We start from the raw sequence: 24,431 nt of genomic DNA on the forward strand, positions 1-24,431 counted from the left end.
TGCTGTGAAAATACAGTTTATTGATAATGATTATCATTGTTACATTGATTGTTATTTATAAACATTATGTCACCCACAGATAACAGCACGGCAACGCAACCTAAAGCACACACAGCGCCATCCCCTGCTCCCGGCGATCGCCGCATCGACAGTAAGAGCCTGCTCGGTGAAGCGGGCCGGGTGATTATCGAGCATGACGGGCAACACTACCTGTTGCGCCAGACCAATGCCGGAAAGCTTATTCTGACTAAATAAACCAGAACAACCTTCGCCAGCCACCCAGGTGATCCCCAGGCAGCCAGCGCTTTTCAATTCTTATGGAGAGTTGCTATGCCACACCTGCAATCCGCGTCTTTACGCCCGTCGCTTCTGGCGCTGGCGATTGTCAGCACCCTGCCGGGCGTTGCGTCTGCCGCCGCGGACGATATCACCGTAACCGCCACCGGCAACGCCCGCAGCGCCTTTGAAGCCCCGATGATGGTGAGCGTCATCGACGCCACCGCGCCGGAAAACCAGACCACCAGCTCTGCCGCCGACCTGCTGCGCAGGGTACCCGGCGTGACGCTGGACGGCACCGGGCGCACCAACGGCCAGGACGTCAACCTCAGGGGCTACGACCGCCGCGGCGTGCTGGTGCTGGTGGACGGCGTGCGCCAGGGCACCGACACCGGACACCTGAACAGCACGTTCCTTGACCCGGCGCTGATCAAACGTATCGAGGTGGTGCGCGGCCCTTCCGCGCTGCTGTACGGCAGTGGCGCGCTGGGAGGCGTGATTTCCTATGACACCGCCGACGCCAGCGATCTGCTGGAGGCCGGCAAAAACAGCGGCTATCGCGTATTCGGGACCGGCGCGACGGGCGATCGCAGCATCGGGATGGGGGCCAGCGCCTATGGCCGCACCGACACGCTGGACGGGCTGGTCTCCTGGTCCAGCCGCGATCGCGGCGACATTCGCCAGAGCGACGGCGCGACCGCGCCAAACGACGAGTCCATTAACAATATGCTGGCGAAGGGAAGCTGGAAAATCGATCCGGCCCAGACGCTGAGCGGCTCGCTGCGCTACTACAACAACGACGCGCGGGAGCCGAAAAACCCGCAAACCACGGACGCCAGCAGCAGTAACCCGATGACCGATCGCTCTACCATCCAGCGCGATGCCCAGCTTGGCTACCGCATCGCCCCGGCCGGAAACGACTGGCTGAACGCCGATGCGAAAATTTACTGGTCCGAAGCGCGAATTAACGCCCAGAACATCGACAGCAGCGGCGAGTTCCGCAAGCAGACCACCAAAGGCGGCAAAGTGGAAAACCGCACCCGCCTGTTCAGCGACTCCTTCGCCTCGCACCTTCTGACCTACGGGGGCGAATACTACCGTCAGGAACAACGTCCCGGCGGCGCGACCACCGGCTTCCCGGACGCGAAGATCGACTTCAGCTCCGGCTGGCTGCAGGATGAGATCACCCTTCGCGACCTGCCGGTCACGCTTCTCGGCGGTACGCGTTACGACAACTACCGCGGCAGCAGCGACGGTTACGCCGACGTGAACGCGGATAAGTGGTCGTCGCGCGCCGGGATAACCGTGAGCCCTGCCGACTGGCTGATGCTGTTCGGCTCTTACGCGCAGGCCTTCCGCGCGCCAACCATGGGCGAAATGTATAACGACTCGAAGCACTTCTCTATTGGCAGCTTCTACACCAACTACTGGGTGCCAAACCCGAACCTGCGTCCTGAAACCAACGAAACCCAGGAGTTCGGTTTTGGGCTGCGCTTCGACGACCTGATGCTCGCCAACGACGCGCTGGAGTTCAAAGCCAGCTACTTCGACACCAAAGCGAAAGATTACATCTCCACCGCCGTCAATTTTGCGGCGGCCACGACCATGTCCTATAACGTGCCTGACGCCAAAATATGGGGCTGGGACATGATGGCGACCTACTCGACCGACCTGTTCAACCTCGACGTGGCCTACAACCGCACGCGCGGCAAGGACACCGACACGGGCGAGTATATCTCCAGCATTAACCCGGACACCGTTACCAGCAAGCTGGACGTTCCGGTGGCGCAAAGCGGCTTCTCCGTGGGCTGGATCGGCACCTTCGTCGAACGCTCCACGCACGTCAGCAGCAGCTACAGCGAGCAGCCGGGCTATGCGGTGAACGATTTCTACGTCAGCTATAAAGGCCAGCAGCAGTTCAAAGGTATCACCACCACCCTCGTGCTGGGGAACGCCTTTGACAAAGCCTACTGGTCACCGCAGGGCATCCCGCAGGATGGCCGCAACGGCAAGATCTTCGTCAGTTATCAATGGTAATTCCCTTCGGGGCAACGATTCAGAAGGATAAGACAATGAGTCACTACACACGCTGGCTTGAGCTAAAAGAAGCGCATCCGGGTAAGTACGCGCGCGACATCGCCGGTTTGATGAACATCCGCGAAGCGGAGCTGGCCCGGGCGCGCGTCGGCCACGACGCCTGGCGGCTGCGCGGTGAAATGCGCGACATTCTGGCTGCGCTGGAGTCCGTGGGCGAAACAAAGTGCATCTGCCGTAACGAATACGCCGTTCACGAACAGGTCGGGGCGTTTACTAACCAGCATCTTGGCGGCCATGCCGGGCTGGTGCTGAACCCGCGCGCGCTGGATCTGCGTTTGTTCCTCAACCAGTGGGCGAGCGCGTTTCATCTCAGCGAAACGACCCCGCGCGGCGAACGTCAGAGCATTCAGTTCTTCGATCGTCAGGGCGACGCTTTGCTGAAGGTCTACACCACGGATAACACTGACCTGTCCGCCTGGGGCGACGTGCTGACCCGCTTTATCTTTGCCGATAATCCCGCGCTGGAGCTGAAAGCGGCCGACGCCCCCGCTCACGCGGAACGGGCCGATGCGGGCACGGTGGAGAAAGAGTGGCGCGCCATGACCGACGTGCACCAGTTCTTCACCCTGCTCAGGCGCCACAACCTGAGTCGCCAGCAGGCGTTTCGCCTGGTGAGCGACGACCTGGCCTGTAAGGTAGAGAACGGCGCGCTGGCACAGCTGCTGGAGGCGGCGCGGCGAGACGGTAACGAGATCATGATCTTTGTCGGCAACCGCGGCTGCGTGCAGATCTTCACCGGCGCGGTGGAAAAACTGGTCCCGATGAAGGGCTGGCTGAACATCTTCAACCCAACCTTTACCCTCCATCTGCTTGAGGAGACTATCGCGGAGACCTGGGTGACGCGCAAGCCCACGGCGGACGGTCACGTCACCAGCCTGGAGCTGTTTGCTGCGGATGGTACGCAAATCGCACAGCTGTACGGCCAGCGTACCGAAGGCGAGCCGGAGCAAAGCCAGTGGCGCAGCCAGATCGACGCCCTGACGCCAGAAGGGCTGGCCGCATGAAAAAATGGTTTGCCCTGCTCTTCGCCCTGCCGCTGGCCGCCGTCGCCGCGCCGGAGCGAATCGTCGCCCTTGGCGGCGACGTGACGGAGATCGTCTATGCCCTCGGCGCGGCGTCTTCCCTGGTTGCGCGCGACAGCACCAGCCGGTGGCCGCAGGCGGCGGACGCGCTACCTGACGTGGGCTATCTGCGCCAGCTCAATGCGGAGGGCATTTTATCCGTGCGCCCGACGCTGGTGCTGGCGAGCGACCAGGCACAGCCGTCTCTCGCGCTGAAGCAGGTGGAACAGAGCCGCGTCAGGGTGGTCACCGTACCCGGCCGTCCCGACCTGAGCGTGATTGACGAGAAGGTGCGGGTCATTGCTCAGGCGACGCACCGGGAGCAGCAGGGTGAAGCCCTGCGCGGCTCGCTGCGTCAGGCGATGGCGGCGCTGCCGTCATCGCCGCTCAACAAGCGCGTGCTGTTTATCCTCAACCACGGCGGGATGACCGCGATGGCTGCCGGGCAACAGACCGGCGCGGATGCGGCAATACGTGCCGCCGGGTTGCAGAACGCCATGCAGGGATTTAGCCGCTATCAGCCGCTTTCGCAGGAGGGCGTAATCGCCAGCCGGCCGGATCTGGTGGTGATTTCGCAGGACGGCGTCAACGCCCTGGGCGGTGAAGAGAATCTGTGGAAGTTACCCGGCCTGGCGCAAACCCCGGCAGGACGTCACCGGCAGGTGCTGGCGATCGATGACATGGCGCTGCTCGGCTTTAGCGTGCGCACGCCGCAGGCCATTCAGCAGCTGCGCGCCAGAGCGGAGCAACTGCCCTGATGTCGCGGCGCGTTACGCTATCCCTGTGGCTGCTGGCGGCGTTGCTCACCGTCATGACCTTCACGGCCACGGGGTTTGGCGCGTTACGCCTGCCGGCGAGCGTGCTGTGGAGCGGCAGCGACGAGACGCTGCGCCAGATCTGGCTGACCATTCGCCTGCCCCGCGTGCTGCTGGCGCTGGTGATTGGCGGGTCGCTGGCGCTGGCGGGGTGCGTGATGCAGGGGCTGTTTCGCAATCCGCTGGCCGACCCGGGCCTGCTCGGGATCAGCAGCGGCGCGGCGCTGGCCGTCGCCCTGTGGGTGGTTCTCCCGCTCTCGCTGCCCGCGCTGGTCATGCTTTACGCTCCCATGCTGGCGGCATTCATTGGGGCGCTGGCGGCCACAGGGGCGATCTTCCTGCTCAGCCAGCAGCGTCATAGCTCCCTGTCTCGCCTGCTGCTGGTGGGTATCGCCATCAATGCCCTGTGCGGTGCGGCCGTGGGCGTGCTTTCGTGGGTCAGTAATGACGCTCAGCTTCGTCAGCTTTCACTCTGGGGTATGGGCAGCCTCGGCCAGGCGCAGTGGTCAACGCTGCTGGCCGTGACCTCGCTGATGGTGCCTGCCGTTCTGGCGATCTGGCGCTGTGCCGGCGCGTTAAACCTCCTCCAGCTTGGCGAAGAGGAAGCACATTACCTCGGCGTGGACGTTGCGGTGGTGCAGCGGATCTTGCTGCTGTGCAGCGCCCTGCTGGTAGCCGCTGCTGTCGCCGTCAGCGGGGTGATCGGCTTTGTCGGGCTGGTGGTGCCGCACCTGATGCGCATGTGGCTGGGTGCCGATCACCGCGCTACCGTTCCCGGCGCGGTGCTTGCCGGTGCTATTCTGCTGCTGGTGGCCGATACGGTCGCGCGCACCCTGGTGGCCCCGGCTGAAATGCCCGTCGGCCTGCTCACCAGCATTCTCGGCGCGCCCTGGTTTCTGTGGTTGATTTTCCGTCGTGGAGGGCAGCATGGCTGAACGTTATGCGGCTGAAAACCTGACGTTCTCCCTGTCCGGAAGCACGCTGGTTGAGAACGTCTCGCTGTCACTGTCGCAGGGAGAGCTGGTTACGCTGATTGGGCCTAACGGCGCGGGGAAATCCACGCTGCTGCGGCTGCTGACCGGCTACCTGAAGCCCACCAGCGGGGGCTGTTCGCTGGCGGGGAAAGCCCTCGGCCAATGGGATCCGCTAACGCTGTCCCGCTACCGGGCGGTGATGCGTCAGCAGACGCAGCTTGGCTTTGACTGGCATGTGGAGGCGGTAGTCGGGATGGGCCGCGCGCCCTGGACGCGTTATCCTGAGCCAGAGATCGTGCGTGAGGTGATGCTCCTGACCGGCTGTATGCCGCTGGCCGGCAGACGCTATCATGCCCTCTCGGGCGGCGAGCAGCAGCGCGTCCAGCTGGCCCGCGCGCTGGCGCAGCTATGGCGTGACGGCACGCCCCGCGGCTGGCTGTTTCTCGATGAACCCACCTCGGCGCTGGATCTCTACCACCAGCAGCACCTGCTGCGCCTGCTGAAATCGCTGACCGGGCAGGGCAACCTCCACGCCTGCGTGGTGCTGCACGACCTCAATCTTGCCGCGTTATGGGCGGATCGGATCCTGCTGTTGCACGACGGACGGATCGTCTCCCGGGGAACGCCGGAGGCGGTTTTGCAGGCCGACGCGCTGGCCCGGTGGTACGGTGCGCAGGTGCACGTAGGCAAACATCCGGCGCACGCCGCGCCGCAGGTTTTCCTCGCGCCCTAGCTTGAGCAGCTCACCTCCAGCCGCTTGCCCCAGTCCGGCGGGCGGCTGACGTAGTCATCATCCCGGTCGGCAAACGGCGTGCGCAGCGCGATGTGCAGCCGGTGCAGCTCGGCATAATCCCCCCGCTCCGCCTGCTCGATTGCTCGCTGCGCCAGCCAGTTACGCAACACCATCGCCGGGTTCACCGCCTTCATCTGCGTCTGGCGGACGTCATCTTCAATCTGTTCCTGCTGCAAACGCGCGCGGTAGGCGGCAAACCAGTCGTCAAACGCCTGCCTGTCGATGAACTCGTCGCGCAGCGGCGAGGCGGCGCTCTGCTGCATGGTCTGGCTGAGCATGCGGAAGGTGCGGGTATAGTCGCTGCCCTCGCGCGCCATCAGCGCAAATAGCCCGTTCAGTAACTCGTTATCGCCTTTTTCCTGGGTCATTAGCCCCAGCTTGCTGCGCATCAGCGCGCCATATTCCCGCAGTAAAACCTCCTGATAGCCGTCGAGGGCATCGTTCAGGGCATCGACGTCGATAAACGGCGACAGGCTTTGCGCAAGACGCTGGAGGTTCCACAGCCCCACCGCGGGCTGATTGTCGAAACGGTAACGTCCCTGATAATCCGAGTGGTTACAGATGTAGCCCGGCTGATAGTCATCAAGGAAGCCGTACGGACCGTAGTCAAACGTCAGCCCCAACAGGGACATATTGTCCGTATTCATTACGCCGTGCGCAAAGCCGACGGCCTGCCAGCGGGCAATCATCCTGGCGGTGCGCGCGACGATATCGCGGAACCAGGCAACGTAGCGGTCCGGTTCGTTCTGCAGCTGCGGCCAGTGGCGGCGAATGGCGTAATCGGCAAGCTGGCGAACCTTGTCCGGCTCCCGGCGGTAGTAGAAGTGTTCAAAATGGCCGAAGCGCAGGTGGCTCCCGGCAACGCGGATCAGCATCGCCCCCTGCTCCATCGTCTCGCGGGCAACCGGGGTATCGCTGGTGACAATCGACAGCGCCCGTGAGGTGGGGATCCCCAGCGCGTGCATCGCCTCGGAGGCCAGCCCTTCGCGGATGGTGGAACGCAGCACCGCGCGGCCGTCTCCCATGCGGGAATACGGGGTAAGACCTGCGCCCTTCAGGTGCCAGTCAAGCGTGTCGCCGTTCGGGAGTAACTGTTCGCCCAGCAGGATCCCCCGGCCGTCGCCGAGTTGCCCTGCCCAGACGCCAAACTGATGTCCGCTATACACCTGGGCCAGCGGCTTCATGCCCGGAAGCAGCGTTTCGCCGCCCCAGACGCCGGCGCCCTTTTCCGGCTGAAAAAGCGCCGAAGGGATGCCGAGCGAGTCCGCTAACGCATCGTTATGCCAGATCAGGCGCGCGTTCTGTAAGGGCGTTGGCTTAAGCGCGGTGTAGAAGCCGGGTAGTTCATCGTGCCAGTGGGCAGTAAAAGACAGGGTCATAAGTCCTCCTGCTTTAAGTGTAGAGGGTTTCCCTGAACGTAAACACGGGCGAAGAAAGGGGTTATTGCTGTACGAGGGTGGTAACCCGCTCTGCCGGGACGGCAGGCCACAGGGTTCCCTGCATGGCGTCAAAATTGAAGGGCAGCACGCGCTGTAATATGCCGTGCTCGTCAATACCCGCGACCATTACCGACTGACAATGCGGCGCGATTTGCCAGAGAATGGCGCGCATAAACGGTTCAAAAGAGAGCGCCGACACGCGCTGCTGGATAAAATTCTTATCCAGAATGACCCGCCTGAACAAACCATCATAAACCGGCTTCAGGGATGCAGCCCCGGCGCCAAAGTTAGCCAGCACTAAGGGGAAATGGATCGCCATTCTTGCCAGGTCGGGATCGTCTTTCCCGTTATTTAAACCTGGATAGTTCTCATTAACAGTAAACTCAAGAAATGGATAACGTTCAAGAATTGAAACAACGTTCCCATTAGTTAATAAAAATTCAACAGTTGCAGGTGTAATATTGATCCATGCAATTAACTGATGCTGAATAAAAAATAGCTTACAGGTATCGAGTAATTGTAGTTTTTCCTGAAACAGGGCTAATTCATCTTCCTTAGAAAGATGCGGGATAACCAGTTCAGTAGGGATCCGCACGTCCGTACCTACGCCAGTAAAGTTAACCACGATTTCTAAACCTTTAAGCAAACCTGCACTATCACGCGCCGGAAGCAGTAAAAGTTCAGACTGGTAAGCATTATCTAGCGTAATTATCATCGCGCTCGCCCTGCATTAAAGATGAGAGAGTACATCCTGAAGCAATTGCAGGCACAATTCCACTGTCTTGATTTTAATAAGATTAGTTTCATTCTTTCCGTATTAATTTTCAGATTTTTCCCTGAATCTAAAATAATTTTATCCTGGAAAGTGAATAATAGCCAGTTTTAGATAAAACAGGCACTTACCAGGGTAAATAATTTGGCACAAATTTTACTTTAATCTTACTGCGAGAAAAGCCTGGCGCTTTTATTCATCACCAGGCTCGCAGCAGCTGCATCGCTTTCACCGGTTAAATACGTCTGGCCTGCCAGAATTTTTTTCGCCAGTAAACATTATCGAGAGAGGAGCGTATCACGCCGCGGCTGGTTGAGGCGTGAATGAACTGGTTGTCGGTATCATAAATGCCCACATGCAGGCCATTTTCACCGGAGCCTGTTTTAAAGAAGACCAGATCGCCGGGCAGGAGCTCGTCTTTATCAATTTCGGTGCCGATTTCCGCCTGCATCCGCGTTTCACGCGGCAGCTGTAAATCAAATTTATCGCGGAAGGTCATCAGCACGAAGCCCGAGCAGTCCACCCCGCCCCGGCTCATGCCGCCGTAGCGATAGGGTGTACCGCGCCAGTTGCTGAGCTGATCGTTCAGGCTGGCAATGACCGTTATGGAATCGGAAAGCCGCGGGTTAGGCGGTGGGGCACGATGGCTACTGCATCCCGCCAGAAATAGCGCGCCAACAAGGAGAAACCAGAATCGCATTTCAGACGAATCCTCTGCTTTTTTTATTCTTTCGGTAATTTAGCGTGCATCTATGCCGCTGTGCAAGGAGGGTCACTCCTGAGCCGTGGAAATGAGCATCCTGTGTCCCTCAATATCCAGCCTCCGGAACGACATGTGATAGGCGCTCGCCAGATTGGGCGGGGTCAGCACGCTGTCCCGCGCCCCGCTGGCAATCAGCCTGCCGCGCGCCAGCAGCCACACCCGATGCGCGTGGCGCAGGGTATGGTTTAAATCGTGGCTGCTCATCACAATGGTCATGCCCTTGCGGCAGAGCGCGCCGAGCAGGGTATCCAGCGCCGCCTGCTGGGCAACATCCAGCCCGCTCATCGGCTCGTCCAGCAGCAGCAAGCGCCCGTGAGGATTCCCCGCCGGATGGACCTGAAGGATGACGGCGGCCAGCCGCACGCGCTGCCACTCACCGCCGGAAAGCCGGCTGGCCTGACGGGTGAGCTTGTCGTCTAACCCGAGCGCCGCAGCAACCTCGTTGAGCAATTCCACCTGATGCTTATCGGGAAGATGCAGCGTCAGGTAGTGCCAGACGGGCATCGCAAAGGGCGCTACCTGCTGCTGTACCAGGTAGCTTCGACGGGTAGCTAGTGAGGCGGGCTGCCAGTCAACGAGAGATTGCCCGAGAAAGGTAATCTCCCCCTGCCCGGAGGTTAACCCCGCCATACGCGCCAGCAGCGTGCTTTTCCCTGCGCCGTTTGGCCCAACCAGGTGAAGAACTTCACCTGCGTTGACCGTAGCGGTAACAGGCTCAAGACGTCCCTTGTCGGCAACGTCTGTGAGCTGCATCAGCAGCGTCATTATTTCGCCAGCGCCAGCTTGATAGATTCCATCACGATAGGATCTTCAGGGGTCATGTCAGGTGAAAAACGCTGAACCACCTGCCCGTCGCGACCAATCAGGAATTTTTCGAAGTTCCACAGAATATCGTCCGGATAGAGCGGCGCGCGGCCTTTACTCGCCATACGCTCATAGAAGCCACTCTCTTCCGGCGCGACGGCGGCTGGCGCAGCGGCCACCAGTTTGGCATACAGGGGATGACGATTGTCGCCATTCACGTCAATCTTGCTGAACATCGGGAACGTCACGCCATAGGTGGTGCTGCAAAAGGTCTTAATCTCCTCTTCGCTGCCGGGCTCCTGCCCCAGAAACTGGTTGCACGGGAAACCCAGCACGCAAAAGCCGTCTTTCTCCCAGGCTTTATGGATATTTTCCAGCTGTTCATACTGCGGCGTGAGACCACATTTCGACGCCACGTTAACGATGAGCAACACCTTGCCTTTGTAGCCTTCCAGCGTGGTTTTCTCACCGTCAATGGTGGTCACTTCGGTATTCAGAATATCAGACTGCATAGCATGCCCTCAGGTTGACTTACGGGGTGTGTTTTAACGTCCAGCTTTTAATAGTAGTCAGATTAAAGCCTGACTCCATGATTCTTTTATCAATCATAATTTTACATGAAAACCAGTTGTTTAGCTGCATTTCTGTCGGAGAAGGCCCGCGAGACAGGGCAAAATACGCCCCTGGTCAGGCTATGATATCATTCTGGATACTTATAACTTTAAAAGGTGAGCCCGAATGACAAAGACCTTTACGCCTGAGCAAATTGACATTATCAATCGTATTGTCTTCGACCATATCGATAAAATGAGTGAGGAAGTAACTAACATTATTGAAAAAACAGAGAAAGACGCACACCGGGAACTGTCGGATCGCGGCATTGATATGGCTGATTTTTATCCTGCCAATCAGCCGTTTTTAATGATGACACTCGTACAAAAACTGATAGACCGGGTGCACGGTGGCGATAAGGATCTTGCTCAAAAAATGATAACGATGGAAGCGAAAAGGCTTAACGTCAGCGTAAGCGTCGATGCCGATAAATCAGGCGTATCGGGGAGCTAATTAGAGTAAATATCATTCCGTTCAGCGACCAGCCTTTAAAAGTAGCCAGATAAAGACCGGCGCGCCCAGCGTTGCGGTCACTACGCCGATCGGCAGCTCTGCGGCCGTCAGGGCGAGCCGGGCGATGATGTCGGCAATCAGGAGCGTTGCCGCCCCGGCAATCGCCGAGGACGGGAGCAGGGTTCGGTGGTCCGTAATGCCACACAGGCGTAGCATATGCGGGATCACCAGCCCGATAAAGCCAATCGCGCCCGCCAGCGCCACGCTGACCCCAACCATCCAGCCGATGGCGACAACCAGCACGTTGCGCCAGAATCCAATCGGCATCCCGAGCTGGCGGGCAGAGGTTTCGCCCAGCGCCAGAATATTAAGCGGCTGCGCCTGAAGCGCCGTCCACAGGATCACCGGGATCAGAAGCGCCATCAGCCACCCGTGACGCCAGTCAACGCCACCAAAGCCGCCCATCATCCAGTACATCAGCTGGCGCAGGTCAAATGAGGTGGAAAAGTAGACGGCCCAGGTCATCAGCGCGCTACAGATGATCCCCAGCGCGACACCGGCCAGCAGCAGCCGGCTGGTTGATAAGTGACGTCGGGCAAAGCGCAGGAGAATGACGGTGATCAGCAGCGCCCCGAGAATGGCGCTGAGGCTAATGCCCCAGGCGGATAGCTCGCCTCCCCCCAGCATTACGGCGGCGATAAGCCCGACGCCAGCCCCATTCGAGACGCCGAGTAGCCCTGGCTCCGCCAGCGGGTTTTCGAACAACGCCTGCATAATCGTGCCGCACAGCGCCAGCGCCGCGCCGACCAGAATGACGGCCAGCGTCCGCGGCAGGCGGATCTGCCAGACAAAGAGCTGCCCGTCTGGGGTAAACCAGCGTTCCGGCCCCAGCCACCGATCGCCCGCGCACAGGCTGACCGTGGTGGCGATAATCAACAGCATCCCGAGCAAAGACAGGCGGTAGAGATCGGAGCGGCGCTGGCGACGGGCAAGATCAAGCATAGGCGACAGGTTATCAGATTGAGATATCATTGATTTTACGGCGGGTTTAGCAAATAGCGCAAAGAAAAAAGGCCGCGTGAGCGGCCTTTTTAGTTAGTTCATATTACTCTGCTTTGGGCGTTGCGTTTTCGACACGGCTTTTCAACTTCTGGCCGGGTCTGAAGGTCACCACGCGGCGGGCTGTAATGGGAATATCTTCCCCCGTCTTCGGGTTACGGCCCGGACGTTGGTTTTTGTCTCGCAAATCAAAATTGCCAAAACCGGAGAGTTTTACCTGCTCACCATTTTCCAGAGCACGACGGATCTCTTCGAAAAACAGCTCTACCAGCTCTTTGGCATCCCGTTTGCTAAGCCCAAGCTTATCAAACAGATATTCTGACATTTCAGCTTTTGTAAGCGCCATAGGTTCAATCCCTCAATGATGCCTGGAATCGCTCTTTTAATGCCTCTACACATTTGGCGACGGTAGCGGCAATCTCCTCTTCTTCGAGTGTACGGCTGGTATCCTGAAGGATAAGGCTAATAGCGAGGCTCTTGAAACCTTCTGCTACGCCCTTGCCGCGGTACACGTCAAATAAGTTTACGCCAACTACCTGATTTACGCCAACTTTCTTACATTCGGCCAAAATATCTGCTGCGGGCACGTTTTCAGCGACCACAACCGCGATATCACGGCGGTTTGCCGGGAAGCGCGAGACGTCCTGCGCCTGAGGAATAACGCGGTCTGCGACCGGGCTCCACTCCAGCTCGAACACGATGGTACGGCCGTTGAGGTCAAGCTTACGTTCCAGCTCAGGATGCACAACGCCAATGAAACCAACACGTTTGCCGTCTAAATAAATCGCCGCGCTCTGGCCCGGATGCAGGGCCGGAAACGCTTCTGCGCGGAATTCAATTTCAGATAATTTACCGGTCAGATCGAGGATTGATTCCAGATCGCCCTTCATATCGTAGAAATCGACCGTGCCTTTTGCCAGATCCCAGTGCTCTTCGTAGCGGTTACCGCTGATTGCGCCGGCCAGCATGAGATCCTGACGGATGCCCAAATTAGCCTGAGTATCCGGTACAAAGCGCAAGCCGCTTTCGAAAATGCGTACGCGGTTTTGCTGACGATTCTGGTTGTAAACGATGGTGCCCAGCAGGCCCGTCCACAGGGAGAGGCGCATCGCTGACATCTCGCTGGAGATTGGGCTTGGCAGGATCAGGGCTTCCTGACCCGGGTGGATCAGCTGCTGAAGCTTAGGATCCACGAAGCTGTAGGTGATCACTTCCTGGTAGCCTTTGTCGTTCAGCATGGTTTTCACACGCTTCAGGGACAGATCGGCTTCGCGATGGGTGCCCATCACCAGACCTGCCTGCACCGGCTCGTCGGGAATGTTGTTGTAGCCGTATACGCGGGCCACCTCTTCCACCAGGTCTTCTTCGATCTCCATGTCGAAACGCCAGGACGGCGCTACGGCCTTCCACTCGTCCTGACCTTCGGTCACGTCGCAGCCCAGACGCGTCAGAATGTCGGTCACCTGCGCATCGGCAACGTGATGGCCAATCAGGCGATCCAGCTTGCTGCGGCGCAGGGTGATGGTCGCACGCTTCGGCAGCGTCGCTTCGTTAGTGACGTCGATAACCGGACCGGCTTCACCGCCGCAGATGTCGATCAGCAGGCGAGTCGCTCGCTCCATCGCTTTATATTGCAGCGCCGGGTCAACGCCACGCTCGTAGCGGTGAGAGGCATCCGTGTGCAGGCCATGACGACGCGCGCGGCCGGTGATGGAGAGCGGGCTGAAGAACGCGCATTCCAGCAGGACGTTTTGCGTCTCGTCGTTGACGCCAGAGTGCTCGCCACCGAAGATACCGCCCATCGCCAGCGCTTTGTTGTGGTCAGCAATAACCAGCGTATCGGCGCTCAGTTTCGCTTCGCTGCCGTCCAGCAGCACCAGGGTTTCGCCCTCTTTCGCCATGCGAACAACAATACCGCCTTCGATACGATCCTTATCGAACGCGTGCATTGGCTGACCCAGCTCCAGCAGAACGTAGTTGGTCACGTCAACGACGGCGTCGATAGAGCGGATACCGCAGCGACGCAGCTTTTCTTTCATCCACAGCGGGGTTGGTGCCTTAACGTTAATGCCTTTCACCACGCGACCGAGATAGCGCGGGCAGGCATCAACGGCGTCGACCTGAATTGGCAGCGTGTCGCTGATGGTGGCCGCAACCGGAGCGATCTCCGGCACGTTCAGCTCGGTCTGGTTCAGCACGGCAACGTCGCGCGCCACGCCGATAATGCCTAAGCAGTCGGCACGGTTTGGCGTAACGCTGATTTCGATGGTGTTGTCATCAAGCTTCAGGTACTCACGAATATCGGTGCCGATCGGCGCATCCAGCGGCAGCTCAATAATGCCGTTGTGATCGTCGGAAATCCCCAGCTCGGAGAAGGAGCACAGCATGCCCTCAGACGGCTCGCCGCGCAGCTTCGCCGCTTTGATTTTGAAATCGCCAGGCAGCACGGCGCCGACGGTCGCCACGGCCACCTTCAGGCCCTGACGGCAGTTTGGCGCGCCGCAGACGATATCCAGCAGGCGATCGCCACCCACATTTACTTTGGTGACGCGCAGCTTGTCGGCGTTAGGGTGCTGGCCGCACTCAACCACTTCACCCACGACTACGCCGGTGAAGGCGCCAGAAACCGGATCGACACCGTCAACTTCCAGACCCGCCATGGTGATCTGGTTGGAGAGCGCTTCGCTGTCCAGCGTGGTATTAACCCATTCGCGTAACCACAGTTCACTGAATTTCATTGTTCTGTCCTGCCCTTATTTAAACTGTTTGAGGAAACGCAGATCGTTTTCGAAGAATGCACGTAAATCGGTCACGCCGTAGCGCAGCATGGTCAGACGCTCCATGCCCATACCGAACGCAAAGCCGGAGTAAACTTCCGGATCGATACCCACGTTGCGCAGCACGTTTGGATGCACCATGCCGCAGCCCAGCACCTCCAGCCACTTACCGTTTTTACCCATGACGTCAACTTCCGCAGAGGGCTCAGTGAACGGGAAGTAGGACGGACGGAAGCGAACCTGCAAATCTTCCTCAAAGAAGTTGTTCAGGAAATCGTGCAGCGTGCCCTTCAGGTTGGTGAAGCTGATGTTTTTATCAACAATCAGACCTTCCATCTGGTGGAACATTGGGGTGTGCGTCTGATCGTAGTCGTTACGATACACGCGGCCCGGCGCGATGATGCGAATTGGCGGTTCCTGATCCTTCATGGTACGGATCTGAACGCCGGAGGTCTGGGTGCGCAGCAGACGGGTAGCGTCAAACCAGAAAGTGTCGTGGTCAGCACGTGCCGGATGATGGCCAGGGATGTTCAGGGCATCGAAGTTATGGTAATCATCTTCAATTTCCGGGCCAGTCGCCACGGTAAAGCCGAGCTCACCGAAGAAACTTTCAATACGATCGATAGTACGCGTCACCGGATGCAGGCCGCCGTTTTCAATACGACGCCCCGGCAGAGAAACGTCGATCGTTTCTGCCGCCAGGCGCGCATTGAGTACCGCGCTTTCCAGCTCGGCTTTACGGGCGTTCAGCGCCTGCTGTACCTGCTCTTTGGCTTCGTTAATCACTGCACCTGCTGCCGGGCGCTCCTCTGCCGGCAGCTCACGCAGGGTTGTCATCTGAAGGGTCAGATGCCCTTTCTTGCCCAGATATTCGACGCGGACATTGTCTAACGCGGCAACATCTGAGGCCTGGTTAATGGCGGCCGTTGCACTGGCAACCAGCTCTGCGAGATGTGACATGGTTTTCCTCATTATGTCGGTGCAGACACCGAATTGTTGGACGTATTCTCTCAAATTCAGGCACAAAAAAAGCCTCCATCGGGAGGCTTATCTGGCGCTGTTTTTCGTTTCATCTTTCACGCGCTAGCCTCCTGAAGTCAGGTGCTAAAGTAAAAGAAGAAGCGGAAAATAGCAGCATTCATGCTTGCGTTACCTTGTGTGGTAAAAACCGTAAAGACCTTATTGAAAAGCCTGGACGGGTAAATGTCAATCTTCTGATCGGGTATATGAAAAGAGGGAGCAAAGCCCCCTCTTTCAACTGGCTTATGCCAGTGCTGCTTTCGCTTTTTCGACCAGAGCGGTGAACGCTACTTTGTCGAATACTGCGATGTCAGCCAGGATCTTACGGTCGATTTCAACAGAGGCTTTTTTCAGGCCGTTGATGAATTTGCTGTAAGAAATACCGTTCTGACGTGCTGCTGCGTTGATACGCGCAATCCACAGTTGACGGAACTGACGCTTACGCTGACGACGGTCACGGTAAGCGTACTGACCAGCTTTGATAACAGCCTGGAAGGCAACGCGGTATACGCGTGAACGCGCACCGTAGTAGCCTTTAGCTTGTTTCAAAATTTTCTTGTGACGTGCACGTGCAATTACACCACGTTTTACGCGAGCCATGTGTGCTCTCCTGTATCTATTCTAAGTTAAAAAAGTTAAACGTTAACGACTTATGCGTACGGCAGGCACGCGATGACCAGGCCCAGATCGCCTTTAGAAACCATGGCTTTTGGACGCAGGTGACGTTTACGCTTGGTAGCTTTCTTAGTCAGAATGTGACGCAGGTTAGCGTGCTTGTGCTTAAAACCACCTTTACCGGTTTTTTTGAAGCGCTTAGCAGCACCGCGTACGGTCTTAATTTTTGGCATTTTAATAACTTCCACTTCGCATTGTTAAATAAACGAAACATAGGCGAACAAAACCTATGGGGCCCTAAGGCTCCACAGATTTTGCTGCTTGAAGGCCTTACTGTTTCTTCTTAGGAGCGAGCACCATGATCATCTGGCGGCCTTCGATCTTCGTAGGGAAGGATTCGACTACTGCCAGTTCACTCAGATCGTCACGGACGCGGTTAAGCACTTCCATACCAATCTGTTGGTGGGCCATCTCACGACCGCGGAAACGCAGCGTGATCTTGGCCTTATCGCCATCTTCCAGAAAGCGAATCAGGCTGCGGAGTTTTACCTGATAATCGCCATCGTCGGTACCAGGACGGAATTTGATTTCCTTAACCTGGATAACTTTTTGCTTCTTCTTCTGTTCCTTAGAAGACTTACTCTTTTCATAAAGGAACTTGCCGTAGTCCATGATACGACAAACTGGCGGTTCGGCGTTAGGGCTGATTTCAACTAAATCTACTCCAGCTTCTTCAGCCTTTTCGATCGCTTCTCTCAGACTCACAATCCCCAGCTGCTCGCCTTCCAGACCTGTTAAGCGAACTTCCTGGGCGCGAATCTCGCCATTGATACGATTCGGACGTGCCGTTTGAACTCGTTTTCCGCCTTTAATACCTTATTCCTCCAGTTGTTGAAGACTGCGGCTGCGAATCTCTTGTTGCAGCTTCTCAATCACTTCACTTACGTCCAGGCTCCCCAGGTCTTTACCACGGCGGGTGCGAACGGCAACTTTGCCTGCTTCCACCTCTTTATCACCACAGACCAACATATACGGGACACGACGTAAAGTGTGCTCGCGGATTTTAAAGCCAATCTTCTCATTTCTCAAGTCTGCTTTTACGCGAATGCCCGCATTTTGTAGTTTCTGCGTCAATTCTTTAACGTAATCCGCCTGAGAATCGGTAATGTTCATCACGACTACCTGCACTGGCGCAAGCCAGGTTGGGAAGAAGCCGGCGAACTCTTCGGTCAGGATGCCAATGAAGCGCTCCAGTGAACCGAGGATTGCACGGTGAATCATAACCGGCACCTGACGCTCGTTGTCTTCGCCCACATAAGAGGCGCTTAAACGCTGCGGCAGAGAGAAGTCCAGCTGTACCGTTCCGCACTGCCATGCGCGATCGAGGCAGTCATACAGGGTAAATTCAATTTTCGGACCGTAGAATGCGCCCTCACCCAGCTGGTATTCAAACGGAATTCCGTTCTCTTCCAGCGCTACGGCGAGATCCGCTTCTGCGCGATCCCATGTCTCATCGCTACCGATACGTTTTTCCGGGCGCGTTGAGAGTTTGACGACGATTTTCTCGAAGCCAAAGGTGCTGTACATATCGTAGACCATACGAATACAGGCGTTAACTTCATCACGTACCTGATCTTCAGTACAGAAGATATGCGCATCATCCTGAGTAAAGCCACGAACGCGCATCAGACCGTGCAGCGCACCTGATGGCTCGTTACGGTGGCAGCTACCGAACTCCGCCATACGCAGCGGCAGATCGCGGTAGGATTTCAGACCCTGGTTAAAGATCTGAACGTGGCCCGGGCAGTTCATTGGCTTGATGCAGTATTCACGGTTCTCAGACGAGGTGGTGAACATCGCATCTTTGTAGTTGTCCCAGTGGCCGGTTTTTTCCCACAGCACACGGTCCATCATGAACGGCCCTTTTACTTCCTGATACTGGTACTCTTTCAGCTTAGAGCGCACGAAGGTTTCCAGTTCACGGAAGATAGTCCAGCCGTCGTTATGCCAGAACACCATACCCGGCGCTTCTTCCTGCATGTGATACAGGTCAAGCTGCTTACCGATTTTACGGTGGTCACGCTTAGCCGCCTCTTCCAGGCGCTGCAGGTACGCGTTCAGGGCTTTCTTATCAGCCCACGCGGTACCATAGATACGCTGCAACATTTTGTTGTTGCTGTCGCCACGCCAGTAAGCGCCTGCGATCTTCATCAGCTTAAAGTGATGGCAGAAGCGCATATTCGGCACGTGCGGTCCACGGCACATGTCGACGTATTCCTGATGATGGTACAAGCCAGGCTTGTCATCATGAGCGATGTTCTCATCGAGAATAGAGACTTTATAGCTCTCGCCACGCTTCACGAAGGTTTCACGCGCTTCGTGCCAGCTGACTTTCTTCTTGATGACGTCATAGTTCGTTTCGGCGAGCTCGTGCATACGTTTTTCGAGCGCGTCGATGTCTTCCTGGGTCAGGGTATGGTCAAGGTCAACGTCGTAGTAGAAACCGTTGTCGATAACCGGGCCGATCGCCATTTTGGTGTTTGGCCACAGCTGCTTGATAGCATGACCTAACAGGTGCGCGCAGGAGTGACGAATGATCTCCAGACCTTCTTCGTCTTTCGCAGTGATGATTGCGAGCGTCGCATCGCTTTCAATCAGATCGGACGCGTCAACCAGCTCACCATTCACGCGGCCAGCAATGGTCGCTTTCGCGAGACCGGGACCGATGTCCAGGGCAACATCCATTGGGCTTACAGCGCGATCGAAATGGCGTTGGCTGCCATCAGGAAGAGTAATTACAGGCATTTTATATCCTTATTTGCAGTGATGCCCCACACATAAGAGCATATACAAAGAAAATAATCGTGATTAAACAGTAGATTACGAAACCATCTGACCAACAATCGTCAAATTGGTTCGTCATCCTGCACCTGCCGATTTCAGAATAATGCGGATTTACGGCACGCAGCGTAATGGTAACACTATTGACAAGGCGAATGCACCTTCTGCGACCGTTTTGAACCTCTCAACCTTCTGTATGAGCGGGGGAACTTTCGCTGCCAGATGCTCGCATTCCGAAAGTGCTGAGCTATCCTTGAACATGTCCTTAAACATCCAGGGGTGATGACATGAATGTATCCAGCAGAACCGTTGTGATATTAAATCTTCTTTCCGCTGCCGGTCTGGTATTGATCCTGGCCGACAGATTTCACTGGTTCTGAATCAGACCGGTGATCTGGCATAGCCTGCTGTCCAGGGTAAAGCGCATTTTGGCGCTTAATTTGGTAGACTAAGGGTCTCAACTGACAAGGATTAGGTTATGCCAACTAAACGATTTGCCGTTAAGCACTGGAAAATGGTCGTGGTATTAATTGCTATTTGCGGCGCGATGCTGCTGCTGCGCTGGGCCGCGATGATCTGGGGCTGATATAGCCAGCAGAGAAGAAGCGTATACGGTTATCGTAAAGCGAAACGTAAACAGGTGGTGAATTTCCTGTATATATTGTAACTGTCTTTAGGTTATTCCCGCGTGTAAAAACCGGTACGTCTTCATCCGGTTTTACACAGGCTGTAATATTGATGAATATTCAACAACAGTCTGGCAGTTAACAGGGATCAGGACCACTCACCCGCCACCAGCTTATGTACATCAAACGCATCGTTCATGGACTGGCCGGTAGACTGAGAGCCTGGAGCCATGTTTGAGCCTGCTTCAACATCCGAAGCTTTGACAATACCGGTTTGGCTGCTGGCAGGTTGCGTCATATTATCAGCAGCAAATACGCCAAATGAAAGTGCGGAAAGCACCATCGCTGCTGTAGCGGTTTTGATTTTTTTCATAATGATAATTCTCATACTAATTAATGCTGAAAGGCTTGAGGCGAGCTTTTGCCTGTGCTTTCAGTGTAGATCTGGATCACACTTTTTCCTAGTCAAATTATTTATCAATTCGTGTCAAATAAACTGAATAAGGCCTCAAGCGCATTATGGAGAAATAATAAAAATGAAAAAGGACCAGTTAATTTAAAACGCCGTTTATTATAAAACAGCACAGTTACTGAAAATAAAAAACGGGCCGGGATAGTCCGGCCCGTCGGAATTACATTTTATAGCCGAGAGAAAGCGTGGTTCTGCGATCGGTATGTTCCGGCGCAGAATCAGGCGGTGCAGAGTTCCAGGTCACGTTGTACGCCACCTTGAGGCCAAAGTGTTCGTTAATGGCCACATTTAAAGCACTTTCAGAGTTTAGCGTCGTATCTTCAGCACCGAATACCGACACGCCCTGGGTGAATTTAGCGTTGTCGGTCATCTGCCATGCGTAGGTGCCCGATGCGTAGCCCAGCGGCTGCGTTTCATCTTCGCCATTGGTGTACTCGTCGTAACGTACGCCCGGACCGAATTCAAAACGGAAGCTGTGCACTGGCCCGTTCAGGAACTGACGACCATAACCCGCGGTCGCGACATCACGCTGGCGATAGCCGTTGAAGCGGTCAGTCAGCCAACTCGCCTGTCCGAACAGGTAGTCATAATCGGTCATGTTGTAACGGCTACGTCCGCCCACCGCATATTTTTCAGATGAACGCTCGTCGTTGGAGGAGGTGTTGCTGGCGTTCCCCCACAGCGACCAGGCGGTGGTGTTGCCGTACCAGGTCAGGGTGCTGTCTGCGGTAAGGGAGGAGCTTTTCGTGTTACCGGATTGCGCCAGATAGCCCGCATTAAGGTTACCTTCAAAGGGTTTTTTGGCGGTGGAAGGATCGTCCATGACAGTAAAAACGGTATCATCGGCGGCTGCATTCAGTGACGCAAACACGCCACCCGCCAGCATCAGTGCTGCGGGTACTGTCTTCAAAAGCTTCATTTTATTTAAGGAGTCCGTACAACAAAAAAAGAGACCATCACGGTCTCGGAAACTTTCTTGAGGATCAATGACAAGGCGTCCAGAGAAAGGTAACAAATTATAAAAAGCCGCAAATAACATAGCAATGTTTTCTTATTTCATTTTTTGAATAAGAACGATCTCAAAACGCGTTTTATTTTATATATCTGCCGCAGGGTTTTTGTCAGCATTCATATTTAAAATCATACTGTTATTTACGTTGCCTTCCTGGCGATCGGTGCCAGGCTTAAAAGAACCCATGCTAAAAGGAGGTAATGATGGCTTCAATTTATACGCTGACACTCTCCCCTTCCCTCGACTCCGCGACCATGACGCCGCAAATATACCCGGAAGGTAAGCTCCGCTGTAGCGCACCGGTGTTTGAACCGGGCGGTGGCGGCATTAACGTGGCGCGCGCCATTACGCATCTCGGCGGGAAAGCGACCGCCATCTTCCCCGCCGGCGGGGCGACGGGCGAGCATCTGGTGGCGCTGCTGGCGGATGAGCAGGTTGCGGTGGATACCGTAGACGCCCACGACTGGACCCGGCAAAACCTGCATGTTCACGTTGAATCCAGCGGCGAGCAGTATCGTTTCGTGATGCCGGGCGCAAAGCTGAGCGACGATGAGTTTCGTCAACTGGAAGAGAAAGTGCTGACCATTGAGAGCGGCTCGCTGCTGGTCATCAGCGGTAGCCTGCCGCCGGGCGTGAAAACTGAAAAGCTGACGGCGCTGATTAAGGCGGTACTCCAGCGCGGCATTCGCTGCATTGTCGATAGCTCAGGCGACGCCCTGCGGGCCGCGTTAGAACCCGGACAGCTGGAACTCGTTAAGCCCAACCAGAAAGAGCTGAGCGCGCTTGTTAATCGCGAACTGAACCAGCCTGATGACGTGCGTACCGCCGCAGAAGAGCTGGTACGCACCGGCAAAGCGCACCGCGTTGTGGTCTCTCTTGGACCACAGGGGGCGCTGGCCGTCGATAAAACGGGTTTCGTGCAGGTCGTCCCGCCGCCAATGAAGAGCCAGAGCACCGTAGGCGCAGGTGACAGCATGGTCGGCGCGATGGCGCTGAAGCTGGCGCAGGGCGCGTCGCTGCTTGAAATGACGCGCTATGGCGTCGCGGCGGGGAGTGCAGCCACCATCAATCAGGGCACGCGGCTGTGTTCACTCGCGGATACCCAGAAAATCGTCGATTACCTGTCAAGAAGCTGAACGATCTTCCCCCTTCCGGCAGAGGGGGAAGTCGCTAAACAGGGCATATCGACTATGCTAAGAAAACTTTCAGGATAACAACGAGGTGAATTATGAGCAGTGGTGATATCACCCGCTACGTCGTAACCGTGAATATTCATGAGGCGTCGCTGACCGAACTGAATGAACTCAACAATGCGTTCACGCGCGCCAATTTTCAGCTTACGCTGACGGACGATGAAGGCAATATACACGACCTCGGCTCGCTGGCGTTTGGCCTGATAAGCCCGCTGAGCCAGGAAGAGGTGCAGGCGCTGGCCAGTACCCTGGTGGAAAGCGTCACCGACAAAAGCACGGAAATTGACGTGGATACCTGGGACAACTGGCATAAAAAAGAGCAATAAGTGCCCTGTTTAAAATTAAACCGCTCAGTTGTGCGTTAGTTCCTGTTTTTTTACAGCGATTTTGCGCTAACTTTATGATCTGGCAGACAACATGGGAGAGACATCATGTGGCAGGCTATCAGTCATCTTTTAAGCGAGCAACTGGGTGAAGGTGAAATTGAACTGCGTAACGAACTGCCAGGCGGAGAGATCCACGCCGCGTGGCATTTACGATACGCCGGGCGCGATCTTTTCGTTAAATGTGACGAGCGCGAACTGCTCCCCATTTTTACGGCCGAGGCCGATCAGCTTGAACTGCTGTCGCGCAGTAAAACGGTCACCGTTCCGCAGGTATTAGCCGTCGGCAGCGATCGCGACTACAGCTTTCTGGTGATGAACTATCTTCCCCCTCGCCCCCTGGATGCGCACAATGCCTTTATTCTCGGACAGCAGATTGCCCGGCTGCACCAGTGGAGCGATCAGCCGCAGTTCGGGCTGGATTTCGATAACGACCTCTCCACAACCCCGCAGCCAAACGCCTGGCAGCGCCGCTGGTCGACATTCTTTGCCGAACAGCGCATCGGCTGGCAGCTGGAGCTGGCCGCTGAAAAAGGATTAGCGTTCGGCAATATCGACGCCATCGTCGAACACGTCCAGCAGCGACTGGCCTCGCATCAGCCTCAGCCTTCCCTTTTACACGGTGATTTGTGGTCGGATAACTGCGCGCTTGGGCCTGATGGTCCGTATATTTACGACCCGGCCTGCTACTGGGGCGACAGAGAGTGCGATCTTGCGATGCTGCCGCTGCATCCTGAACAGCCGCCGCAAATTTACGATGGCTATCAGTCGGTATCGCCGCTGCCGCCGGATTTCCTTGAGCGTCAGCCGGTCTACCAGCTTTACACCCTGCTGAACCGGGCCATTTTGTTTGGAGGGGGCCACCTTGTGAATGCCCAGCGCGCGCTGGATCGCATTCTGGCGGCATAGCGGCTGAACGGGTGGCAACGCGCCACCCGCTTTGCGCCTACAGGAAGCCGAGCAGGGTAAAGAAGAAATACCCGGCCACAATGATAATGACCGGCAGTATATAGAGCGGGAAAAACTGCACAAAAATGGTGTGGCGCGGTACAACAATCCGCGATTCAATCTGCTCGCGGGTCATCCCTTCCGGCCCTTTCGCCTTCTCAAGGATCAGCCGATCTTCCACCCCTTCACGTAAAAAGCGGGTCTGGCGACTCATTCGTGCGCCGGAAGCCTGAAGCGCCATCGCGATAAAAATTAGCGCAAAGATAATCCAGAACCCCACGTTGAGCTGCTCGTGAAAATTCGGCGTGGGCGAGTTATGCCAGAAGAAATTCAGGAACGGCGTGTTGAACCGCATCATCTCAATCATTACGTGAGCAAAATCAAGCATGACGGCATTGATGCCCGGCTGTTTTTCGCTGCGTTCGTACATAAATTTGAGTACGGAAATCAGCGTTGAAATCAGGGCGGGAATGAAAATAACCCAACCAGCGATACGTTTTAAGACCGCGATGCGTCCAGCCTGTTGATACGTCATTAGTTCCTCTTCATAAAGACGCGTTATTTGTGCCTAAGTCTACCTGCTGTCGGTCATTTTCGCCCGATCTTTGAATGCAATATGCTAAATT

The 24,431-nt window shown here is 56.3% G+C and carries 29 protein-coding genes and 1 other annotated feature; of the genes, 12 read left to right on the forward strand and 17 right to left on the reverse strand.

All coding sequences use genetic code 11. The features are described from left to right. Nucleotides 1–66 precede the first annotated feature (66 nt). From hemP to MOQ06_RS12155, 6 genes are all read left to right on the forward strand, one after another. Nucleotides 67–255, forward strand: a complete 189-nt coding sequence (hemP, locus tag MOQ06_RS12130) for a hemin uptake protein HemP (RefSeq protein WP_148419024.1) — start codon at nucleotides 67–69, stop codon at nucleotides 253–255. Nucleotides 256–330: 75 nt separating this feature from the next. Next, nucleotides 331–2,313 carry a TonB-dependent hemoglobin/transferrin/lactoferrin family receptor gene (locus MOQ06_RS12135; RefSeq protein ID WP_242173145.1) on the forward strand — a complete coding sequence of 661 codons (1,983 nt, stop codon included), beginning with the start codon at nucleotides 331–333 and terminating at the stop codon, nucleotides 2,311–2,313. 35 nt (nucleotides 2,314–2,348) lie between these two features. Further along, entirely contained in the window at nucleotides 2,349–3,377 is a 1,029-nt protein-coding gene (gene chuS, locus MOQ06_RS12140) for a ChuX/HutX family heme-like substrate-binding protein (RefSeq protein WP_242173149.1), read from the forward strand. Continuing rightward, on the forward strand, nucleotides 3,374–4,192 hold the full coding sequence (locus MOQ06_RS12145; protein WP_148419030.1) for a hemin ABC transporter substrate-binding protein: 819 nt from the start codon (nucleotides 3,374–3,376) through the stop codon (nucleotides 4,190–4,192). Before chuS ends, MOQ06_RS12145 begins: the two co-directional genes overlap by 4 nt. Then, entirely contained in the window at nucleotides 4,192–5,184 is a 993-nt protein-coding gene (locus tag MOQ06_RS12150; RefSeq protein ID WP_242173152.1) for an iron ABC transporter permease, read from the forward strand. The genes MOQ06_RS12145 and MOQ06_RS12150 overlap by 1 nt, the downstream gene beginning before the upstream one ends. Beyond that, the gene (locus MOQ06_RS12155; RefSeq protein WP_242173154.1) at nucleotides 5,177–5,956 is read left to right on the forward strand and encodes a heme ABC transporter ATP-binding protein; all 780 of its coding nucleotides are present in this window, start codon (nucleotides 5,177–5,179) and stop codon (nucleotides 5,954–5,956) included. Before MOQ06_RS12150 ends, MOQ06_RS12155 begins: the two co-directional genes overlap by 8 nt. Here MOQ06_RS12155 and selO read toward each other — a convergent pair. The 5 genes from selO to MOQ06_RS12180 all read right to left on the reverse strand — a co-directional run bounded on the left by selO (nucleotide 5,953) and on the right by MOQ06_RS12180 (nucleotide 10,306). Beyond that, nucleotides 5,953–7,395 (reverse strand): protein adenylyltransferase SelO, encoded by a 1,443-nt coding sequence (gene selO / locus MOQ06_RS12160; protein ID WP_242173156.1) that lies wholly within the window; start codon nucleotides 7,393–7,395, stop codon nucleotides 5,953–5,955. The two genes, MOQ06_RS12155 and selO, sit on opposite strands and share 4 nt — an antisense overlap. 61 nt (nucleotides 7,396–7,456) lie before the next feature. Next, nucleotides 7,457–8,170, reverse strand: a complete 714-nt coding sequence (locus MOQ06_RS12165) for an EAL domain-containing protein (protein ID WP_148419038.1) — start codon at nucleotides 8,168–8,170, stop codon at nucleotides 7,457–7,459. A 292-nt stretch (nucleotides 8,171–8,462) separates the two neighbouring features. Next, nucleotides 8,463–8,927 carry an NlpC/P60 family protein gene (locus MOQ06_RS12170; RefSeq protein ID WP_242173159.1) on the reverse strand — a complete coding sequence of 155 codons (465 nt, stop codon included), beginning with the start codon at nucleotides 8,925–8,927 and terminating at the stop codon, nucleotides 8,463–8,465. A gap of 72 nt (nucleotides 8,928–8,999) precedes the next feature. After that, on the reverse strand, nucleotides 9,000–9,755 hold the full coding sequence (btuD, locus tag MOQ06_RS12175) for a vitamin B12 ABC transporter ATP-binding protein BtuD (RefSeq protein WP_242173161.1): 756 nt from the start codon (nucleotides 9,753–9,755) through the stop codon (nucleotides 9,000–9,002). Next, on the reverse strand, nucleotides 9,755–10,306 hold the full coding sequence (locus tag MOQ06_RS12180) for a glutathione peroxidase (RefSeq protein WP_148419044.1): 552 nt from the start codon (nucleotides 10,304–10,306) through the stop codon (nucleotides 9,755–9,757). Before MOQ06_RS12180 ends, btuD begins: the two co-directional genes overlap by 1 nt. A 226-nt stretch (nucleotides 10,307–10,532) precedes the next feature. On the opposite strand from MOQ06_RS12180, the gene MOQ06_RS12185 reads away from it, so the two are divergent. After that, nucleotides 10,533–10,859, forward strand: a complete 327-nt coding sequence (locus MOQ06_RS12185) for a nitroreductase (RefSeq protein ID WP_242173163.1) — start codon at nucleotides 10,533–10,535, stop codon at nucleotides 10,857–10,859. 21 nt (nucleotides 10,860–10,880) lie between these two features. Here the strand turns inward: MOQ06_RS12185 and btuC are convergent, their stop codons facing one another. From btuC to thrS, 9 genes are all read right to left on the reverse strand, one after another. Continuing rightward, nucleotides 10,881–11,861 carry a vitamin B12 ABC transporter permease BtuC gene (gene btuC, locus MOQ06_RS12190; RefSeq protein ID WP_242173267.1) on the reverse strand — a complete coding sequence of 327 codons (981 nt, stop codon included), beginning with the start codon at nucleotides 11,859–11,861 and terminating at the stop codon, nucleotides 10,881–10,883. 103 nt (nucleotides 11,862–11,964) lie between these two features. Further along, nucleotides 11,965–12,264 (reverse strand): integration host factor subunit alpha, encoded by a 300-nt coding sequence (gene ihfA, locus MOQ06_RS12195; protein WP_003857805.1) that lies wholly within the window; start codon nucleotides 12,262–12,264, stop codon nucleotides 11,965–11,967. A gap of 4 nt (nucleotides 12,265–12,268) precedes the next feature. After that, nucleotides 12,269–14,656, reverse strand: a complete 2,388-nt coding sequence (gene pheT / locus MOQ06_RS12200) for a phenylalanine--tRNA ligase subunit beta (protein WP_242173165.1) — start codon at nucleotides 14,654–14,656, stop codon at nucleotides 12,269–12,271. 15 nt (nucleotides 14,657–14,671) lie between these two features. Continuing rightward, a complete protein-coding gene (gene pheS, locus MOQ06_RS12205; RefSeq protein ID WP_033145275.1) occupies nucleotides 14,672–15,655 on the reverse strand; it encodes a phenylalanine--tRNA ligase subunit alpha in 984 nt (327 codons plus the stop codon). 62 nt (nucleotides 15,656–15,717) lie between these two features. Beyond that, nucleotides 15,718–15,842 (reverse strand) — a sequence feature (Phe leader region). Further along, a complete protein-coding gene (pheM, locus tag MOQ06_RS12210; protein WP_001386830.1) occupies nucleotides 15,793–15,837 on the reverse strand; it encodes a pheST operon leader peptide PheM in 45 nt (14 codons plus the stop codon). Its footprint overlaps the feature before it by 45 nt. A 116-nt stretch (nucleotides 15,843–15,958) precedes the next feature. Continuing rightward, the gene (gene rplT / locus MOQ06_RS12215; RefSeq protein WP_000124850.1) at nucleotides 15,959–16,315 is read right to left on the reverse strand and encodes a 50S ribosomal protein L20; all 357 of its coding nucleotides are present in this window, start codon (nucleotides 16,313–16,315) and stop codon (nucleotides 15,959–15,961) included. Between the two features lie 50 nt (nucleotides 16,316–16,365). After that, nucleotides 16,366–16,563, reverse strand: a complete 198-nt coding sequence (gene rpmI / locus MOQ06_RS12220) for a 50S ribosomal protein L35 (protein WP_001124225.1) — start codon at nucleotides 16,561–16,563, stop codon at nucleotides 16,366–16,368. Between the two features lie 97 nt (nucleotides 16,564–16,660). Further along, on the reverse strand, nucleotides 16,661–17,203 hold the full coding sequence (gene infC / locus MOQ06_RS12225) for a translation initiation factor IF-3 (protein ID WP_023616141.1): 543 nt from the start codon (nucleotides 17,201–17,203) through the stop codon (nucleotides 16,661–16,663). A gap of 3 nt (nucleotides 17,204–17,206) precedes the next feature. Next, nucleotides 17,207–19,135, reverse strand: coding sequence for a threonine--tRNA ligase (gene thrS / locus MOQ06_RS12230; protein WP_148419051.1), 1,929 nt, complete (start codon nucleotides 19,133–19,135; stop codon nucleotides 17,207–17,209). Between the two features lie 323 nt (nucleotides 19,136–19,458). Between thrS and yncL the strand changes: the two genes are divergently transcribed. Further along, nucleotides 19,459–19,551 carry a stress response membrane protein YncL gene (yncL, locus tag MOQ06_RS12235; protein ID WP_071785204.1) on the forward strand — a complete coding sequence of 31 codons (93 nt, stop codon included), beginning with the start codon at nucleotides 19,459–19,461 and terminating at the stop codon, nucleotides 19,549–19,551. A gap of 98 nt (nucleotides 19,552–19,649) precedes the next feature. Further along, nucleotides 19,650–19,757 carry a small membrane protein YniD gene (gene yniD, locus MOQ06_RS12240; protein ID WP_003857815.1) on the forward strand — a complete coding sequence of 36 codons (108 nt, stop codon included), beginning with the start codon at nucleotides 19,650–19,652 and terminating at the stop codon, nucleotides 19,755–19,757. Between the two features lie 188 nt (nucleotides 19,758–19,945). Here yniD and MOQ06_RS12245 read toward each other — a convergent pair whose 3' ends face one another. Further along, the gene (locus MOQ06_RS12245; protein WP_176610565.1) at nucleotides 19,946–20,170 is read right to left on the reverse strand and encodes a hypothetical protein; all 225 of its coding nucleotides are present in this window, start codon (nucleotides 20,168–20,170) and stop codon (nucleotides 19,946–19,948) included. A gap of 259 nt (nucleotides 20,171–20,429) precedes the next feature. Next, nucleotides 20,430–21,188, reverse strand: coding sequence for a YdiY family protein (locus MOQ06_RS12250; protein ID WP_148419055.1), 759 nt, complete (start codon nucleotides 21,186–21,188; stop codon nucleotides 20,430–20,432). Between the two features lie 296 nt (nucleotides 21,189–21,484). Between MOQ06_RS12250 and pfkB the strand changes: the two genes are divergently transcribed. The 3 genes from pfkB (at nucleotide 21,485) to MOQ06_RS12265 (ending at nucleotide 23,766) form a co-directional block, all read left to right on the forward strand. Further along, nucleotides 21,485–22,417, forward strand: a complete 933-nt coding sequence (pfkB, locus tag MOQ06_RS12255) for a 6-phosphofructokinase II (protein WP_148419188.1) — start codon at nucleotides 21,485–21,487, stop codon at nucleotides 22,415–22,417. 92 nt (nucleotides 22,418–22,509) lie between these two features. Then, nucleotides 22,510–22,800 carry a type V toxin-antitoxin system endoribonuclease antitoxin GhoS gene (gene ghoS, locus MOQ06_RS12260; protein WP_242173168.1) on the forward strand — a complete coding sequence of 97 codons (291 nt, stop codon included), beginning with the start codon at nucleotides 22,510–22,512 and terminating at the stop codon, nucleotides 22,798–22,800. A 105-nt stretch (nucleotides 22,801–22,905) separates the two neighbouring features. Beyond that, entirely contained in the window at nucleotides 22,906–23,766 is an 861-nt protein-coding gene (locus MOQ06_RS12265; protein ID WP_148419059.1) for a fructosamine kinase family protein, read from the forward strand. 37 nt (nucleotides 23,767–23,803) lie between these two features. Here the strand turns inward: MOQ06_RS12265 and MOQ06_RS12270 are convergent, their stop codons facing one another. Continuing rightward, nucleotides 23,804–24,340: a YniB family protein gene (locus MOQ06_RS12270; protein ID WP_193356249.1), complete on the reverse strand. Its 537-nt coding sequence runs from the start codon at nucleotides 24,338–24,340 to the stop codon at nucleotides 23,804–23,806. Nucleotides 24,341–24,431 lie beyond the last annotated feature (91 nt).

It is taken from the genome of Enterobacter sp. I4 (assembly GCF_022669095.1).
Taxonomy (GTDB): domain Bacteria; phylum Pseudomonadota; class Gammaproteobacteria; order Enterobacterales; family Enterobacteriaceae; genus Enterobacter; species Enterobacter pasteurii.

Excerpts from the sequence above, each read along its gene's own strand:
- MOQ06_RS12150 (WP_242173152.1), top strand. The coding sequence starts at position 4,192 with ATGTCGCGGCGCGTTACGCTATCCCTGTGGCTGCTGGCGGCGTTGCTC.
- selO (WP_242173156.1), bottom strand. The coding sequence starts at position 7,395 with ATGACCCTGTCTTTTACTGCCCACTGGCACGATGAACTACCCGGCTTC.
- rpmI (WP_001124225.1), bottom strand. The coding sequence starts at position 16,563 with ATGCCAAAAATTAAGACCGTACGCGGTGCTGCTAAGCGCTTCAAAAAA.
- MOQ06_RS12265 (WP_148419059.1), top strand. The coding sequence starts at position 22,906 with ATGTGGCAGGCTATCAGTCATCTTTTAAGCGAGCAACTGGGTGAAGGT.
- MOQ06_RS12155 (WP_242173154.1), top strand. The coding sequence starts at position 5,177 with ATGGCTGAACGTTATGCGGCTGAAAACCTGACGTTCTCCCTGTCCGGA.
- MOQ06_RS12185 (WP_242173163.1), top strand. The coding sequence starts at position 10,533 with ATGACAAAGACCTTTACGCCTGAGCAAATTGACATTATCAATCGTATT.
- MOQ06_RS12250 (WP_148419055.1), bottom strand. The coding sequence starts at position 21,188 with ATGAAGCTTTTGAAGACAGTACCCGCAGCACTGATGCTGGCGGGTGGC.
- btuC (WP_242173267.1), bottom strand. The coding sequence starts at position 11,861 with ATGCTTGATCTTGCCCGTCGCCAGCGCCGCTCCGATCTCTACCGCCTG.
- btuD (WP_242173161.1), bottom strand. The coding sequence starts at position 9,755 with ATGACGCTGCTGATGCAGCTCACAGACGTTGCCGACAAGGGACGTCTT.
- pfkB (WP_148419188.1), top strand. The coding sequence starts at position 21,485 with ATGGCTTCAATTTATACGCTGACACTCTCCCCTTCCCTCGACTCCGCG.
- yncL (WP_071785204.1), top strand. The coding sequence starts at position 19,459 with ATGAATGTATCCAGCAGAACCGTTGTGATATTAAATCTTCTTTCCGCT.
- MOQ06_RS12170 (WP_242173159.1), bottom strand. The coding sequence starts at position 8,927 with ATGCGATTCTGGTTTCTCCTTGTTGGCGCGCTATTTCTGGCGGGATGC.
- MOQ06_RS12245 (WP_176610565.1), bottom strand. The coding sequence starts at position 20,170 with ATGAAAAAAATCAAAACCGCTACAGCAGCGATGGTGCTTTCCGCACTT.
- rplT (WP_000124850.1), bottom strand. The coding sequence starts at position 16,315 with ATGGCTCGCGTAAAACGTGGTGTAATTGCACGTGCACGTCACAAGAAA.
- MOQ06_RS12145 (WP_148419030.1), top strand. The coding sequence starts at position 3,374 with ATGAAAAAATGGTTTGCCCTGCTCTTCGCCCTGCCGCTGGCCGCCGTC.
- thrS (WP_148419051.1), bottom strand. The coding sequence starts at position 19,135 with ATGCCTGTAATTACTCTTCCTGATGGCAGCCAACGCCATTTCGATCGC.
- MOQ06_RS12135 (WP_242173145.1), top strand. The coding sequence starts at position 331 with ATGCCACACCTGCAATCCGCGTCTTTACGCCCGTCGCTTCTGGCGCTG.
- hemP (WP_148419024.1), top strand. The coding sequence starts at position 67 with ATGTCACCCACAGATAACAGCACGGCAACGCAACCTAAAGCACACACA.
- MOQ06_RS12180 (WP_148419044.1), bottom strand. The coding sequence starts at position 10,306 with ATGCAGTCTGATATTCTGAATACCGAAGTGACCACCATTGACGGTGAG.
- chuS (WP_242173149.1), top strand. The coding sequence starts at position 2,349 with ATGAGTCACTACACACGCTGGCTTGAGCTAAAAGAAGCGCATCCGGGT.
- ihfA (WP_003857805.1), bottom strand. The coding sequence starts at position 12,264 with ATGGCGCTTACAAAAGCTGAAATGTCAGAATATCTGTTTGATAAGCTT.
- pheS (WP_033145275.1), bottom strand. The coding sequence starts at position 15,655 with ATGTCACATCTCGCAGAGCTGGTTGCCAGTGCAACGGCCGCCATTAAC.
- yniD (WP_003857815.1), top strand. The coding sequence starts at position 19,650 with ATGCCAACTAAACGATTTGCCGTTAAGCACTGGAAAATGGTCGTGGTA.
- MOQ06_RS12165 (WP_148419038.1), bottom strand. The coding sequence starts at position 8,170 with ATGATAATTACGCTAGATAATGCTTACCAGTCTGAACTTTTACTGCTT.
- MOQ06_RS12270 (WP_193356249.1), bottom strand. The coding sequence starts at position 24,340 with ATGACGTATCAACAGGCTGGACGCATCGCGGTCTTAAAACGTATCGCT.
- ghoS (WP_242173168.1), top strand. The coding sequence starts at position 22,510 with ATGAGCAGTGGTGATATCACCCGCTACGTCGTAACCGTGAATATTCAT.
- pheT (WP_242173165.1), bottom strand. The coding sequence starts at position 14,656 with ATGAAATTCAGTGAACTGTGGTTACGCGAATGGGTTAATACCACGCTG.